Genomic DNA, 13,670 nt, shown 5'->3' on the forward strand with positions numbered 1-13,670 from the left:
GTGCTTTCGCGGGAGCCGGGAGCCATTAACCTGGGGCGCATGAGCGCACCCTACGTCTCCCGCGTCCCCTTCGAGTCCGTCCACCCGAAGACCCTGGCCGTGTACTGCTCGGACGGGCGCTTCACCGAGGCCGTGGAGGACCTGGCCCGCCACCTGGGCCACCCTCGCATCGACACGCTCACCCTCCCTGGCGGCCCCGCGCTCCTCAACCGCTGGGCGTCGGACTACCTGGAGAGCGAGGGCTTCACGAAGGCCGCCCGCTTCCTCATCGAAGGCCATCACATCGAGGACGTGCTGCTGCTGGCGCACGAGGGGTGCGGCTACTACCACGCGAAGCACAGCGCGCTGGGGCCGGACATCGCCGTGGAGCAGCAGCTGAAGGACCTGCACTTCGGCGCGAAGGAGCTCCAGACGGCGTACCCGCACCTGCGCATCCACCTCTATTACGTGCGCCCCCACGGGGAGACGATCGAGTTCGAGCCCATCTCCCGCGAGGGTTGATCAGCGCTGGACGAGCTCTACGCCCGCGAGCGCGAGGGCTCGTGCGAACCCGGCGGGGGCGGCGGCGTCCGTCACCAGCCGGTCGATGAGGGACAGGGGCCCGACGACATAGGGAGCCGTCGTGCCCAGCTTCTCCCCCGCCGCGACGGCGATGACCTCCGTGGCCGCGGCCACCATGGCGCGCTTCACCTCCGCGTCCTCGTGGTTGAACACGCCCAACCCCAGCTCCGGGTGCACGCTCGCGGTCCCGAGCACGCAGAGGTCCGCGCGGAACTTGCGATATCCCTCCACGGTCTCGGCCCCGGCCAGGGAGAGGGAATCCTTCAGCAGCCGTCCTCCAATCAGGATGACCTCCACCAGCGGGTGCTCGGCGAGCACGGAGGCGACGGGCAGGCTGTGCGTGACGACCGTCAGCTTCAGGTCCGGCGGCAGCTGTGACGCGACCGCCGTGGCCGTCGTCCCCGCATCCAGGAAGATGAGCTGCCCGGGGCGGAGCAGTCCTGCCACGGTGGCGGCGATGGCGCTCTTGGCCGCCACGGACTCGCCCCGCCTTCCCGCGTAGGTGGGCGCGGCGGGCGTGCGAGGGACCGCGCCTCCATAGACACGACGGAGCAACCCCTCCTCGGCCAACTCCCGGAGGTCACGGCGGATGGTGTCCTCGGAGACGTTGAACTCCTCGGCGAGCGCGGAGGCGGCGACACGTTGCTCCCGGGCCAGGAGCTCGAGGATCCGCTTGTGCCGCTCATGGGTGACCATGCGTCCCGCCTCCATGCCTGATTCGGAGCCAGGGGTACCGACCCGACCCGTTCCGTTGCAAATACGCGCCTGATTCGGCAGATACATGCCGAATCGTGCAGATTTCACACACTGAAGACAATGACCCAGGGCGGCGCCCCATGAAGCAGCAAGACGTAGGCAGGGCGCTGCTGGCGCTGTCCCTGGGGGGCTTCGGCATCGGGACGACCGAGTTCGCCACCATGGGCATCCTCCCGCGGATCGCGAGCGGGCTGGAGACGACGATTCCCCAGAGCGGTCACGTCATCGCCGCCTATGCGCTGGGCGTCGTCGTGGGAGCGCCGCTGGTCGCCATCGTGACGGCGAGGATGTCTCGCCGGGCGCTGCTGCTGTTGTTGATGGTGGCGTTCACCCTGGGCAACACGGCGTCGGCGCTGGCGCCCACGCTCGAGACGCTCATCGCGGCCCGGTTCATGGCGGGCCTGCCACACGGTGCCTACTTCGGGGTGGCCTCCGTCGTGGGAGCCGAGCTGTTGGGAGCCGGGCGCAAGGGGCGCGCCGTGGCGCTGATCATGGCCGGGCTTACCGTCGCCAACATCATCGGCGTCCCGGCGGCGACGTTCCTGGGGCAGCAGCTGGGCTGGCGGAGCACGTACCTGCTGGTCGGTGCCATTGGACTGGTGACGCTCGCGGCCCTCTGGCTGTGGGTGCCGCACATGGCGTCACTGGGAGGAAGCAGCATCCGTCAGGAGCTGTCCGCGCTGCGGCAGCCGCAGGTGTGGTGGACGTCGTTGGTGGGTGCGGTGGGCTTCGGAGGTCTGTTCGCGGTCTACAGCTACATCGCGCCGACGCTGACGCTCGTGTCGGGGCTGCCCGAATCAGGGCTGCCGTGGGTGCTCGCCCTCTTCGGCGTGGGCATGACGGTGGGGGCCATGCTGGGAGGCCGTCTGACGGATCATTCGGTATCGCTCGCGATGTGGGTCGGATTCGGCGCGACGACGCTGGTGATGGGACTGTTCGCGCTCATGGCCACGTCACCCTGGGCGGCGGTCCCGCTCGTGTTCCTCATCGGCATCGCGGCGCAGTTCCTCGCGCCCGCGGTGCAGGTGCGGCTCATGGAGGCCTCGCCCGGCGCGCCCTCCCTGGCCGCGTCGATGTCGCACTCCGCCCTGAACATCGCCAACGCGGCGGGAGCGTGGCTGGGCGGCCTGGTCATCGCTGCCGGGTATGGTTACCTCGCGCCGGCCTGGGCCGCCGTCGCGCTCACCCTGGTCGGAGCAGCGCTCTTCGCGGTCGCGAACCGTGGCGCCAGCCGTCCCGCGCCGGCACACGCCGAGCACGCGTAGCCACGCGAGAGATGATCAACGGTCGTCGCTCGCCCACTCCGCGCGGATGTTGGCGACCATCGTCAAGGCATCCGCATCCGAGAGCGACCGGGCCAGGGATTCGGCGCTTGCCAGAGACGAACGTGCGCTGTCCGCCTGGCCTGACCGCCAGAGGACGCTCGCCCATGCGATCAGGAGGAGTGGCTCAGGATCCGCCGTGGCAATGGCCTCTTCGTAGTAGCGCGCTGCTTGCGAAAGTCTCCCGGCGACCTCGCAGTGGAGGCCCGCTGTTCTCGCCAGAAGGGATGTATCGGCGGGCCTTTCCTTGTCTGACCGGGTGAGAGCGAGAGCCGCTTCGAGGCAGTCGATGGCCTCGGCCGTCCTCCCTGATTGGGCGAGCTCGGACGCGGCCCGAAGGGGACTCTTGTCATTCACCATGACGTGCACCCCAAGCGTCCTGGAGCCCCCTCCGGAGCGCGTCCAGCAACGACGGCGGGTCACCCACACGGAAGGCCTGGAGCCCCGCGTCGAAGTCGGCGCGGGCACCCGCGACATCACCACGCTGAAGCCGGAGCATGCCTCGATCGTACAGCAACTCCGGGTCCACCGCTTCGCCCTGCTGGGACGCGAGCGCTTCCGTGAGGTCCGCTTCCGCGGCCTCCGTCCGCCCCGCGCGGGTGCGGCTCCGGGCCCGCTGCTGGAGCAGCCACGGGTTGCCCCGGTCCTCCGCCAGGGCCGCCGTCCAGTCCGCCTCCGCCTCCGTCAGCCGCCCCAGCACTTCGAGCGACTCCGCGCGCTTCATGTGCAGCACCAGCGCCTTGCGGAACCCCGCGGACTCCACCTGCGTGAAGCCCTCCACCGCCTCCGCGTGCTTGCCCAGCCGGGCGAGCGTGAGCGCCCGGTGGTAGCGCGTGGCCACGTGGCCCGGCGCCAGCTCCAGCACGCGGTCGAACCAGGGCAGCGCCTCCGCGGGCTGGCCGCCCCATACGCCCAGCGTCAGCCCCACCTCCACCAGCACCCGCACCTGCGTCGGATGCGCCTCCGCCAGCGTCCGTGCCAGCGCGAGCGCCGACGTGTAGCGGCCTCCCCGGCGCAGGCGGTCCACTTCACGCAAGGGCTCGGAGAGCTCCGGGGGCCACGCCTGTCGTCCGTTGCGTTCCATGGGGTGGGGGCGGTCGTCCGGCATTTCGCAGGCACGTCCCGGGGTGTCAAGGCGCCGACTTGACCCGGAGGCCCGGTCGCGCGAAGAGCGCTGGCATGAAGCCCTGGGAAACAGTGGAGCGAGCGCAGCTGCCGGACGTGGGCGAGGTCGTGCTCGCCCGGCGAGACGATGAGTACGTGCTGCGCGTGCGCGGCCAGACGTTGATGTCCAGCCGCCAGCATGGCTCGGAGATGGCCATGGCCGAGGCCGGCTGCGCGAACCTCGATGCGGGTGCGCCCGCCCGGGTGCTCGTGGGCGGGCTGGGCTTCGGCTTCACGGTCCGCGCGGTGCTCGACCGCCTGGGGTCGGGCGCCCGCGTCGTCGTCGCGGAGCTGATGTCTCCGGTCGTGGAGTGGAACCGGGGCGTGCTCGCGCCGCTGGCGAAGGCGCCGCTGGAGGACCCGCGCGTCACCGTGGTGGAGGGTGACGTGGGCAAGGTGATGCGCAGGCAGCAGGGCGCCTTCGACGCCATCCTGCTCGACGTGGACAACGGCCCGAAGGCCCTGACCCACCCGGACAATGACAGCCTCTACGACCTCACCGGCGTGTCGCACGCCTTCAACTCCCTGCGCTCCAACGGGACGCTGGTGGTGTGGAGCGCCGGGCCCTCGCCCGCGTATGTGAAGCTGCTGGAAGAGGTGGGCTTCTCCGTCAACATTCTCCACCCCACGGCGCACGGCACCAAGGGATCGCGGCACACCCTCTTCGTCGCCCGGCGAGTGCCCAAGGCGAAGTCGTCGTCCTCGTCGTCCCGGCCGCCGTCCCGGCGCTGAAGCGCGCGAGTATTCCCCCACTCAGGAGGTGGCAGTCCATGTGGTCCGTCCGTCTGTTCGTGCTGGCCTTCGCCCTCGGCGGCTGCGCGGGACACGCCCTGAAGGTGGAGCCCATGCCTCCGCAAAGGACGTTCGCGCTCCCGTCGAAGGCGCTCCAGGAGGAGCGGCGCATCAACGTCTACACGCCGCCCGGCTACGACGCGGCGAAGGGCGTGCGCTACCCCGTGCTCTACATGCCCGACGGTGGCGAGCAGGAGGACTTCCCGCACGTCGCCACCGCCGTGGACACCGCCATCCGCGCCGGGGAGATGCGGCCCGTCATCCTGGTCGGCATCGAGAACACCGAGCGGCGCCGCGACATGACGGGCCCCACACAGGTCGAGTCCGACAAGGAGATCGCCCCGCGAGTCGGAGGCTCCGCCGCGTTCCGGGCCTTCCTCCGCGACGAACTGATGCCCCACGTGCGCCGCGAGTACCGCGTCACCGACGAGACAGCCATCATCGGCGAGTCGGCCGCCGGGCTGTTCATCATGGAGACGTTCTTCCTCCAGCCCGAGATGTTCGGCACCTTCATCGCGCTGAGCCCCAGCATCTGGTGGAACAACGACGAATGGGTGCGCAGGGCCGAGGAGCGGCTCAAGGCCATGCCGGACCTGAAGGCCACGCTCTACCTGGCGTCCGCTGGGGACGACGTCCCGGAGCAGGCCGCGCGCCTGGCCGAAGTGCTCCGAGCGAACGCGCCCACGGGATTGAGGTGGAAGTACGAACCCCGGCCCGACCTGCTCCACGCCAACATCTACCGCTCCCTGGAGGCGAAGGTGCTGAGAGAGGCCTTCGCGCCCGCCTCCACGAAGGCCGTCCCTTGAGCAGGTAGCCAGACGCAAGTCGCCCCAGGAACAGCAGAGACCCCAGGGGCTGTCGCCATTCACCAGGCAGGCAGTCCCAGGGGAATGGCAATGAATCGCCAGAGGCGAGCAGCCCACCGGCCCAGGGGCCCCCGGACATCGTGAAGCGGACCGCCGTCCGCGTGCACCGCCACCTGAGAGAAACCGTGAGAGCCCATGGGCGGGGCCTTGGGCAGGAGTCGCTCCTCCGAACCCGGGGCGCCAGGACCTGTCCGACAGCCGGACATGTCGCCCAAGGCCGCGCCCATCGAATCCCCGGCGCACGCCCCACCTGGCTCGCAGGGGACGAGCCCGATGGCGGCTGGAGACAGCAGCGTCCCGCGGGTTTGCTCCACGTGGAAGCCGTGCTCCCGGAGGCAGGGGGCACCCCCGAGCGCCTCACTGCTCTCGCTGGCTGGGGCCGGACAGCCAAGGTCACGCTCCTCCATGCCGGGGCGAACTTCCATCGCATGGACCTGCGCGGTGGTTGACGCAGGGGCAGCGGGGCGTTCCTCCTGGGCGCGGGGGTCCTCAGGGGACGCGCTCCCCTGGGAGGCGGGGGCGAAGGCGTCCAGCAGGCGCTCATCGCAGGCCTTCAGCAGCGCCGGCAGCTCGTTCTGAAGCGCCCGCACGTTACGCTCCGAGAGGGCCCCCATCACGAACCAGGCCCACTCGCGCAGCAACTCACCCCCCAGGAGCGGCAGCAACCGGGCTGCGCCTCCCAGGAATGCCCGCTGCAGGGATTGAACGAGGAGCACGTGTCCGGGCCGCTCCGCCACCCGGGCCGCCAGCCGCAGCAGCTCGAACTCCACCTGGGCGCAGGTTGCACCCGACTCCCAGCGCGCTGCGTCCTGCAACTTGAAGCAGGTGTCCGACAACTGGTCCAAAGCCACCAGGGAGGCCCTCGCACAGCAGTCGACCAGGAGCTCCACCAGGACCTGCCGCTTGAGGCTGAAATAACCTTCCAGGAGCCACCGCGCGTCCGGGGAGCGCGCGTCGTGCAGCGCCAGGCCCAGGTTCTCCAGCGTCAGCGACTCATCCAGCGCCACCGCGCGCGTCTTGCGTCCGGGGTGTTGCACCACCAGCCCCCGCGCCGCCAGCCGCCGGAGCGCCTCGCGGATGGTGCCCCGGCATACCTCATAGCGACGCGCCAGCTTCGCTTCGGAGCCGAATTGCCCGCTCGGGTGCAGCCTTCCCAGCGCGATATCGCGCTCGATCTGCGCCTCTACATACGCCACCAGCCCGCCCCGTCCCATCCCCATCCCCCTCGTCGTCCCAGCATCGCCATCCAACCACAGGGGTCTGACATGGACGTGCGGGCAAACCGGCCGCGCCGCCTGCCGGGCGGGCGCACCCTCCGGGACCGAGCGGTGAAAACCTGTCCGACAGTCGGACACGTTCACGGCCTTGGGCTTCAGGCACCGTAAACCGGTCCGACTGTCGGACAGGTTTCCAGGAAGCGGGCCTGGCGGGCGGCCCCTGCCCGTGGCGCGCCCTTCGCGTCCGCGCACGAACACGGCCGCGGCCCACCATCGAGGATGGGGCTTCATGCGGCGCATCCCTGTCCGACTGTCGGACAGGTTTCCTGAAAGCGTGCCCGGCGGGCGGCGCTGTGCTCCTCGCGGAGAACTTCGGGCCGCGGGGTTGGCCTGAGCATCCCGTCCGAAACGGAGCTGCTGGCGCTGCGCGACCGACTTCGCGCCCACGGCTACTGGATGGCGGGACCCGTGAACCACAACCTGTGCAAGTCGCTGTACGTCCAGGCGCCGGAAGGACGGGTGCTGGAGTTCGCGACGGCGGAGGGCGCCATCGACACGGAGCAGTGGCTCGACCCGGCCGTGGTGGCCTTCCGTGGCATCAGCCCTTCAGCGCTGGAGGGCTTCGTTCGTCTTCACTGGCGAGTGGGCCCCACTCGGCGAGACCTTCTTCCAGCCCACCGACGCGCGGATCGCCGCTGCCCTGGACTCGCCCACGCCGCCAGTGCCGAAGCGGCGTCTGGTGTCCTGCGCCAAGGGCCCGCCGCTACGGCGCGAGCCGCGCGGCGCCGGTGCCCACCGCCTCCGGAGGCCGCATCATCCCGGCCGCCACACGCAGGCCCAGCCAGCGCGGCGTGAAGCGCGTCAGGTTGGCCTGCAGCCAGTTGCGCCACCCCGGCACCACCGACGCCCGGCGCTGGTCCAGGGCCTTGAGGCCACGCAGCACCACCTCCTCCGCCGTCGCCATGGGACCGACTGCCGCCTGCTGGGTGCCCACCACGTCGAAGAACGCCGTCTTCACCGGCCCCGGGCACAGGGCGGTCACGCGCACGCCGCGCTCGCGCGTCTCCTCCGACAGCGCCTCCGTGAAGGACAGCACGAACGCCTTGGTGGCTCCGTAGATGGCCATGTACGGCACCGGCTGGAAGCTCGCGGTGGAGGCCACGTTGAGGATGCCGCCCACGCCGCGCGCGAGCATGTCCGGCAGGAACAGGTGGCAGGTGTCCACCAGCGACGTGACGTTGAGCATCACCTGTTCGTGCTGCCGCTCGAACGGCGCCGCGTCGAAGGCCCCGTGCGTGCCGAAGCCCGCGTTGTTCACCAGCAGGTCCACCCGCAGGCCCTTCTCCTGGCAGCGCGCGTGCAGCTCGCGGCCCGCGCCTTCACGGCCCAGGTCCAACGCGATGACCTCCGCCTGGATGTGGTGGGCCTCCTTCAGCTCCGCCGCCAGCGCGCGCATCCGGTCTTCTGAGCGGGCCACCAGGATGAGGTCCATGCCTCGCGCCGCCAGCTCGCGGGCGAACACCACGCCCAGCCCGGACGACGCGCCCGTCACGAGCGCGCGGTGGCCCGCGTAGGGGAAGGCCTTGCCCTGCGGGATGGCCGGCGAGACAGACGGACGAACAGCGGACTGGGACGAGGTCGTTTGCATGGGGCTAGAATGTGAGCAGTCGCTCACGTTCTCAACTCGCGTGGTGCTCACATTTCCCCGAGGAGGCCTCATGCCCCGCCGTCCCCCTCCGTCCCGTCGCAGGGCACCCCGCCAGGAGCGGGCGCAGGCCACGGTTGACGCCATCCTCACCGCGACTGCTCGCGTTCTGCTCAGGGATGGCTACGAGGCCGCGAGCACGAACCGCATCGCCCAGGAGGCGGGGGTGAGCGTGGGCTCGCTCTACCAGTACTTTCCCAGCAAGGAGGGGCTGGTGACCGCGCTGATGGAGCAGCACCGCGCGCGGTCGCTGGCGGACTTCGAGGCCGGGCTGGTGCCGCTCGCGGGACAGCCGCTCCCGGTGGCGATGCGCGCGATCATCCGGCAGGTGCTCGCGGTGAAGCGGGAGAACCCACGCCTGAACCAGGTGCTGCACGAGCTGATGCCGCGGATGCGGCAGTGGGGCCTGTCGGATGCGTACTCGCAGCGGCTGCACCGGCTGGTGCGGGCGTTCCTCGCGCCCCGCTTCGAGGACCTGCGCCCCCGGAACCTGGACATGGCGGTCTTCATCCTCGTGAACACCGTGGAGGCCCTGTGCCACACGGCGCTGACGGACCGGCCGGACTACGTGGAGGACGATGCGTTCGTGGATGAAATCGCGGCGCTCGCGGTCGGATACCTGCGTCCGGAGCCGGCCCTGGCGCGTCCCCGGCGCGCGACGCGGGAGCGCGTGGCCCGCATGTGACGGGCACAACGTCCTTCCGCGAGGAGGGTCCGACGCGTGGCCTTGGAGGGGCGTTCTCGCGCGTGGACACCCTCCTCGCGGGAGGAAGGCCGTGGGTCAGGACGGCGCGGGTGCGCGGCCCAGGGGAATCACCAGCGGCCCGGGCAGGTCCGGCCGCGACACCACCTCCACCTGCAACCCGAAGGTGCCCGCGATGAGGCCGGGCGTCAGCACGCACGAAGGCGTGCCCGTCTCCACGCACCGGCCCTGATCCAACACCGCGATGCGGTCCGCGTACCGCGCGGCCAGGTTCAGGTCATGCAACACCGCGAGCACCGCGCCGCCGGCCTGCGCGAACGCTCGGGCGCGCTCCAGCACCAGGTGCTGGTGGGACAGGTCCAGGCTCGCCGTCGGTTCATCCAGCAGCAGGTAGCGGTGGCCGTGCGCGGGCGGCGTCCACAGCTGGGCCAGCACGCGGGCCAGTTGCACGCGTTGCCGCTCGCCACCGGAGAGCGTGGTGTACGCGCGCGAGGCCAGGTGCTGCGTGTCGGTGGCATCCAGCGCCGCGCGGGCGATGTCCAGGTCGGACGCGTCACCGCCACGCCGGGCATGCGGGCTGCGGCCCAGGACCGCCACTTCCAGCGCGGTGAAGCCGAAGCCCAGCGAGGACTCCTGCGGCAACACGCCCAGCCGCTGCGCGCGCTCCAGGGAGGGCCACTGGTGCAGCACGCGGCCCTCCAGGAACACGTCGCCCGTCTTGCAGCGCAGCTCGCCCGACAGCGCCGCGATCAGGGACGACTTGCCCGCGCCGTTGGGGCCCACCACGGCGAGCACCTCGCCGGGTTGGACCTCCAGCGACAGCGGACCGGCCACCCTCCCCCGCCCGCGCCAGACCTCGATGCCGCGCGCCTCCAGGCTCATGCCGCCCCCTTGCGCGCGAGCAGCGCGATGAAGGCGGGCACGCCCAGCACGGACGTGAGCGCGCCCACCGGCAGCTCGGAAGGAGAGGCCAACGTCCGCGCGAGCAGGTCCGACGCGAGCAGCAGCGAAGCCCCCGACAGCGCGGACGAGGCCAGCAGCCGCCGGTGGTCCGGCCCCAGTGCGATGCGCAACAGCGCCGGCACCAGCAGGCCCACGAAGCCAATCATCCCGCAGAACGACACCGCGGCACCCACGCCCAGCGCGGCGGCGAGGATGAGCTTGCGCTTGAGCCGCTCCACGTCCACGCCCAGGTGCCACGCCTCACGCTCGCCCAGGAGCATCAGGTTGAGTGCCCGCGCCTCGCTCAGGAGCAACCCCAGCGTCACGGCGAGCGGGAGCGCCGCGGCGCCCACGGTCTCCCACGACGCGCCGCCCAGACTGCCCAGGCTCCAGAAGGTGATGGTGCGCAACTGCGCGTCCGAAGCGCTGTGCGTGAGCAGGCCCATGCCCGCGAACGCGCCCGCGCTCACCGCCACGCCCGCCAGCAGCACGCGCGGCGTGTCCGTGCGCCCTCCTCCCGTGCCCAGCCGCAGGGCGAGCACCGTCGCCCCCAGCGCGCCCAGGAAGGCCGCCCCCGGCACCACCAGCATCCGGAAGGGCCCCACGTGCGCGGCCAGCGTCACGTCCAGCACGATGGCCAGCACCGCGCCCAACGCCGCCCCGCTGGAGGTGCCCAGCAGGCCGGGCTCCACCAGCGGATTGCGGAAGAGGGCCTGGAGCGCGGCGCCCGTCGTCGCCAGCACCCCGCCCACCATCACGGCCATCAGCACGCGCGGCAGGCGCAACGTGAACAGCACCGCGCGCTGCATGGAGTCCAGCCGGTGGGAGGCCTCGCCCAGGCCCAGCGCCTCCCAGAGACTTCCGAGGATGGCGGACGGCGGCACCGTCATGGAGCCCACCGCCAGCGCCGCCAGGACCATCAACGCCAGCAGCAGTCCCAGCGTCACCCAAGGTCCCGCGCCCGGCAGCCGTGAAGTCACCGGACGCGACGCGGGCACGGGCATGGCCTCCGACGCGCTCATTTGCCGCCGCCCTTCGCCGAAGCCGGAGCCTGAGCCGGGGCCACCGCGTCCTGCACGCGGGCCACCGCCTGGCCCAGGTTGGGCCCCAGCCCCATGAAGTCCACGTCCTCCACGGTGACGAGCTTCCAGCCCTTCACCTGGGACAGCCCGGGCTGCTTCGCCAGCCCCTCCGCGCCGCCCACCGCCGACACCGAGCTCGCGGGCAGCAGCACGAACTCCGGCGCCGCCGCCACCACGGCCTCCGCGCCCAGCGGCTTGTAGCCCGGCAGCGAGCCCGCCGCGTTCACCGCACCCGTCAGGCGGATGAGCGTGTCCGCCACGGTGCCCGAACCCGCCACCATCATCGTGCCCGCACCGCGAGCGTAGATGGCGAGGATGCGCGGCGGCTTCGCGCCCTTCACCCGCGCCGCACGGCCCGCCGCCTTCGCCAGGTCCTGGTCCAGCTTCGCCACCAGCGCCTTACCCTGCTCCGGTGTGCCCAGCCGCTCCGCGATGCCCTGGATGCGCGCACGCGCGCCCTCCACCGTGGGCTCGTTGGCGAACGTCTCCACCGCCATGCCCGCCTGCTTGAGCTGCTCCAGCACCGGCGGAGGCCCGGCTTCCGCGGAGCCCAGCAGCAGGCCCGCGCCCAGCGACAGCACTCCTTCCGCGGACAGCGCGCGCTGGTAGCCCACCGTGCGCACCTTCGACGCCTCCGGCAACTCCGCGCTGGAGTCGTCCACGCCCACCACCCGGTCGCCCGCGCCCAGCGCGAACACCGTCTGCGTGATGGCAGGTCCAATGGTGATGAGCTTCGGCGCGGGAGGCGCCGCGTGCGCCGCCAGCGCGAACAGGGCCGTGACGAGGCCCCACTTCGAGGCCGTCCGCCTCATGACGCCACCTCCACCGCGGGCAGCGTCCGGACCAGTTCCTCCATCAGCGCCCGCCACGCGGGGGACTCCAGCTCGCCCGGCTTCCGCTTGCCGAAGAGCAGCGCGATGTTCTCTCCCGCCTTGTCGAACAGCTCCAGCGAGGTGACGTCACCATCCCGCGTGGGCTTGCGCACCACCCAGGCGGTGTGGACGTGGTCCGCGCGGACGTGCAGGTTGAAGCCCGGGTCCATCACGTTCATCCACGGGCCCATGGGCCGCACCGTGCGCACCGGGCCGGTGTGGATCTGGATGGCGCCCGGGTTGCCCACGAACACCATGATGGGCAGCTCCGACGCCGCGGCGCGCTCCAGCGTCCAGCCCAGCGAGTCCGGCGTCACCGGCTTCGCGAACTCCGTCCCCGCGAGCCGCAGCGCCTGCGTGCGCGCCACCTTGAACTTGCCGAGCAACGCGAAGAACTCGTGCGTGTCCTGGAGCGCGCGCCAGCCGGCCTTGAGGCCCAGCGTGTCGACCTCCGAATCCGGCCGGGGCTCGGCGGGAGGAGCCGCCGGTACCACGTCCAGCACGTGGCTCTGGTCCTCGTGCTGGAGCTCGCGCACCAGCCCTTCGAAGGCGGCGACGTTCGCGTCGTCCTGGAGGTAGATCTTGTGCACCGCCGTGCCCGCCGCGTCGAACACCTGGAAGCTGCGGCGCACCTGGCCGGAGAGGTCCTCGCGCAGCGCGAAGACGAAGCACCAGCGCGACAGGAACAGCCGCAGGTCGATGTCCTCGTCCAGCACCAGCGCGCGGGCGCCGTGCAGCTCCACCTTGCGGTAGATGCCCTTCTTCTCATGCACGGCGGACGCGTTGCGCGTGAGCGCCATCACCCGGCCCAGCGACTCCAGCCGGGGCAGCAGCACGTCCAGGCGCGGCTCCAGCCGCACCAGCTCGCCATTCAATCCGGTGGCGAGCAGCTCCGCCTCGCTCACCCCCAGGCGGTCCGCCGCGTCGCGGATGCGCATGCGCGGCTCGGATTCACGCAGGGCCAGCCAGCGCTCTCGCAGCGCGGCGAGCGGGCTCCCCGCCTCATCCGTGCGGCCCATCACGGCTGCACCCCGGCCGGCGCGGCCACCTTCGCCCAGAGCAGCTTCATCATCGCGGGCGTGCCGGCGGCGTCGTAATACGACTGCACCTGCACCTTGAAGTACGTCCCCGAATCCGAGCGCACGACGTAGAGCTGGTCGCGCGGCGTGAGCGTGTGGGTCGGCAGGTCGTAGACGTACCAGCCGTCCCCCAGGTTGAAGACGGTGTCCGGGCTGTCACCGGTGTCCGGGCCGTCCGCCGCGTCCGTCACATAGCCAGACGCGGGCGCCTGGGTGAGCGCCGCGAACGCCATGCCCGGCACGATGGCCACCTGCACACCGCCCGTGCCGCTGACACCGCCGCGCGCCTTCACCGTGTAGCGCTGGAAGGCCAGGTCCCAGACCGCGTCCTCCGTCGAGCTCACCTCCTTGCCCGTGTCCAGGTCCAGGCCAATCCACGCCTCCGCGTTGGTCGCGTTGACGACGGAGGTGAACGAGCCGTCGCCGTTGTCGTGGTGCTTCAGGTTCGCGCCGTCCTGCGGCGTAACGAGGTTCTCGTCCTCGTCGGGCCCTGGCGTGGGCTGGAGGTCGTCACCACACGCGGTGCCCAGGCCCGCGATGAGCAGCGCCGCGCAGGCGCGGCCCAGGAAGCCGGGACGGAAGGGAATGAGGAACATGCGGACTCCTTCA

At 71.5% G+C, this 13,670-nt stretch carries 15 protein-coding genes; 5 read left to right on the forward strand and 10 right to left on the reverse strand.

Going from position 1 to position 13,670, the window contains the following annotated elements; translation table 11 throughout:
- Positions 1-39: 39 nt before the first annotated feature.
- On the forward strand, positions 40-501 hold the full coding sequence (locus D7X30_RS23650) for a carbonic anhydrase (RefSeq protein WP_120565203.1): 462 nt from the start codon (positions 40-42) through the stop codon (positions 499-501).
- On the opposite strand, the gene D7X30_RS23655 is transcribed toward D7X30_RS23650, so the two are convergent.
- On the reverse strand, positions 502-1,257 hold the full coding sequence (locus D7X30_RS23655) for a DeoR/GlpR family DNA-binding transcription regulator (protein WP_120565204.1): 756 nt from the start codon (positions 1,255-1,257) through the stop codon (positions 502-504).
- 140 nt (positions 1,258-1,397) lie between these two features.
- Between D7X30_RS23655 and D7X30_RS23660 the strand changes: the two genes are divergently transcribed.
- Positions 1,398-2,582, forward strand: a complete 1,185-nt coding sequence (locus D7X30_RS23660; protein WP_120565205.1) for an MFS transporter — start codon at positions 1,398-1,400, stop codon at positions 2,580-2,582.
- Positions 2,583-2,597: 15 nt separating this feature from the next.
- Here D7X30_RS23660 and D7X30_RS23665 read toward each other — a convergent pair whose 3' ends face one another.
- Entirely contained in the window at positions 2,598-2,999 is a 402-nt protein-coding gene (locus D7X30_RS23665) for a tetratricopeptide repeat protein (RefSeq protein WP_158619351.1), read from the reverse strand.
- Positions 2,989-3,723, reverse strand: a complete 735-nt coding sequence (locus D7X30_RS23670) for a tetratricopeptide repeat protein (protein ID WP_120565278.1) — start codon at positions 3,721-3,723, stop codon at positions 2,989-2,991. Before D7X30_RS23670 ends, D7X30_RS23665 begins: the two co-directional genes overlap by 11 nt.
- A gap of 95 nt (positions 3,724-3,818) precedes the next feature.
- Here D7X30_RS23670 and D7X30_RS23675 point away from each other — a divergent pair, with 95 nt between their 5' ends.
- Both D7X30_RS23675 and D7X30_RS23680 read left to right on the forward strand, forming a co-directional pair.
- Positions 3,819-4,535, forward strand: coding sequence for a hypothetical protein (locus D7X30_RS23675; protein ID WP_120565207.1), 717 nt, complete (start codon positions 3,819-3,821; stop codon positions 4,533-4,535).
- Positions 4,536-4,573: 38 nt separating this feature from the next.
- Complete coding sequence (locus tag D7X30_RS23680) at positions 4,574-5,401, forward strand: alpha/beta hydrolase (protein ID WP_120565208.1); 828 nt, start codon at positions 4,574-4,576, stop codon at positions 5,399-5,401.
- 59 nt (positions 5,402-5,460) lie between these two features.
- Here the strand turns inward: D7X30_RS23680 and D7X30_RS23685 are convergent, their stop codons facing one another.
- Positions 5,461-6,681: a FadR/GntR family transcriptional regulator gene (locus D7X30_RS23685; protein ID WP_120565209.1), complete on the reverse strand. Its 1,221-nt coding sequence runs from the start codon at positions 6,679-6,681 to the stop codon at positions 5,461-5,463.
- A gap of 760 nt (positions 6,682-7,441) precedes the next feature.
- Entirely contained in the window at positions 7,442-8,326 is an 885-nt protein-coding gene (locus tag D7X30_RS23690) for an SDR family oxidoreductase (protein ID WP_199724519.1), read from the reverse strand.
- Between the two features lie 70 nt (positions 8,327-8,396).
- Here D7X30_RS23690 and D7X30_RS23695 point away from each other — a divergent pair, with 70 nt between their 5' ends.
- Positions 8,397-9,068 (forward strand): TetR/AcrR family transcriptional regulator, encoded by a 672-nt coding sequence (locus D7X30_RS23695; protein WP_158619353.1) that lies wholly within the window; start codon positions 8,397-8,399, stop codon positions 9,066-9,068.
- A 96-nt stretch (positions 9,069-9,164) separates the two neighbouring features.
- Here D7X30_RS23695 and D7X30_RS23700 read toward each other — a convergent pair whose 3' ends face one another.
- From D7X30_RS23700 to D7X30_RS23720, 5 genes are read right to left on the reverse strand one after another with little or no spacing between them, the layout of a single operon-like run.
- Complete coding sequence (locus tag D7X30_RS23700; protein WP_120565210.1) at positions 9,165-9,968, reverse strand: heme ABC transporter ATP-binding protein; 804 nt, start codon at positions 9,966-9,968, stop codon at positions 9,165-9,167.
- The gene (locus D7X30_RS23705) at positions 9,965-11,050 is read right to left on the reverse strand and encodes an iron ABC transporter permease (protein WP_120565211.1); all 1,086 of its coding nucleotides are present in this window, start codon (positions 11,048-11,050) and stop codon (positions 9,965-9,967) included. Before D7X30_RS23705 ends, D7X30_RS23700 begins: the two co-directional genes overlap by 4 nt.
- A complete protein-coding gene (locus tag D7X30_RS23710; RefSeq protein ID WP_120565212.1) occupies positions 11,047-11,922 on the reverse strand; it encodes a hemin ABC transporter substrate-binding protein in 876 nt (291 codons plus the stop codon). The genes D7X30_RS23705 and D7X30_RS23710 overlap by 4 nt, the downstream gene beginning before the upstream one ends.
- A complete protein-coding gene (locus D7X30_RS23715; RefSeq protein WP_120565213.1) occupies positions 11,919-13,001 on the reverse strand; it encodes a hemin-degrading factor in 1,083 nt (360 codons plus the stop codon). Before D7X30_RS23715 ends, D7X30_RS23710 begins: the two co-directional genes overlap by 4 nt.
- Positions 13,001-13,657 (reverse strand): HmuY family protein, encoded by a 657-nt coding sequence (locus D7X30_RS23720; RefSeq protein ID WP_120565214.1) that lies wholly within the window; start codon positions 13,655-13,657, stop codon positions 13,001-13,003. Before D7X30_RS23720 ends, D7X30_RS23715 begins: the two co-directional genes overlap by 1 nt.
- Positions 13,658-13,670 lie beyond the last annotated feature (13 nt).

It is taken from the genome of Corallococcus sp. AB011P (genome assembly GCF_003611605.1).
In the GTDB taxonomy this organism is placed as follows: Bacteria; Myxococcota; Myxococcia; order Myxococcales; family Myxococcaceae; genus Corallococcus; species Corallococcus coralloides.

Coding starts and splice junctions, on each gene's coding strand:
- D7X30_RS23660 (WP_120565205.1), top strand. CDS start 1,398: ATGAAGCAGCAAGACGTAGGCAGGGCGCTGCTGGCGCTGTCCCTGGGG.
- D7X30_RS23690 (WP_199724519.1), bottom strand. CDS start 8,326: ATGCAAACGACCTCGTCCCAGTCCGCTGTTCGTCCGTCTGTCTCGCCG.
- D7X30_RS23650 (WP_120565203.1), top strand. CDS start 40: ATGAGCGCACCCTACGTCTCCCGCGTCCCCTTCGAGTCCGTCCACCCG.
- D7X30_RS23720 (WP_120565214.1), bottom strand. CDS start 13,657: ATGTTCCTCATTCCCTTCCGTCCCGGCTTCCTGGGCCGCGCCTGCGCG.
- D7X30_RS23670 (WP_120565278.1), bottom strand. CDS start 3,723: ATGGAACGCAACGGACGACAGGCGTGGCCCCCGGAGCTCTCCGAGCCC.
- D7X30_RS23675 (WP_120565207.1), top strand. CDS start 3,819: ATGAAGCCCTGGGAAACAGTGGAGCGAGCGCAGCTGCCGGACGTGGGC.
- D7X30_RS23695 (WP_158619353.1), top strand. CDS start 8,397: ATGCCCCGCCGTCCCCCTCCGTCCCGTCGCAGGGCACCCCGCCAGGAG.
- D7X30_RS23665 (WP_158619351.1), bottom strand. CDS start 2,999: ATGGTGAATGACAAGAGTCCCCTTCGGGCCGCGTCCGAGCTCGCCCAA.
- D7X30_RS23710 (WP_120565212.1), bottom strand. CDS start 11,922: ATGAGGCGGACGGCCTCGAAGTGGGGCCTCGTCACGGCCCTGTTCGCG.
- D7X30_RS23655 (WP_120565204.1), bottom strand. CDS start 1,257: ATGGTCACCCATGAGCGGCACAAGCGGATCCTCGAGCTCCTGGCCCGG.
- D7X30_RS23700 (WP_120565210.1), bottom strand. CDS start 9,968: ATGAGCCTGGAGGCGCGCGGCATCGAGGTCTGGCGCGGGCGGGGGAGG.
- D7X30_RS23680 (WP_120565208.1), top strand. CDS start 4,574: ATGTGGTCCGTCCGTCTGTTCGTGCTGGCCTTCGCCCTCGGCGGCTGC.
- D7X30_RS23705 (WP_120565211.1), bottom strand. CDS start 11,050: ATGAGCGCGTCGGAGGCCATGCCCGTGCCCGCGTCGCGTCCGGTGACT.
- D7X30_RS23715 (WP_120565213.1), bottom strand. CDS start 13,001: ATGGGCCGCACGGATGAGGCGGGGAGCCCGCTCGCCGCGCTGCGAGAG.
- D7X30_RS23685 (WP_120565209.1), bottom strand. CDS start 6,681: ATGGGGATGGGACGGGGCGGGCTGGTGGCGTATGTAGAGGCGCAGATC.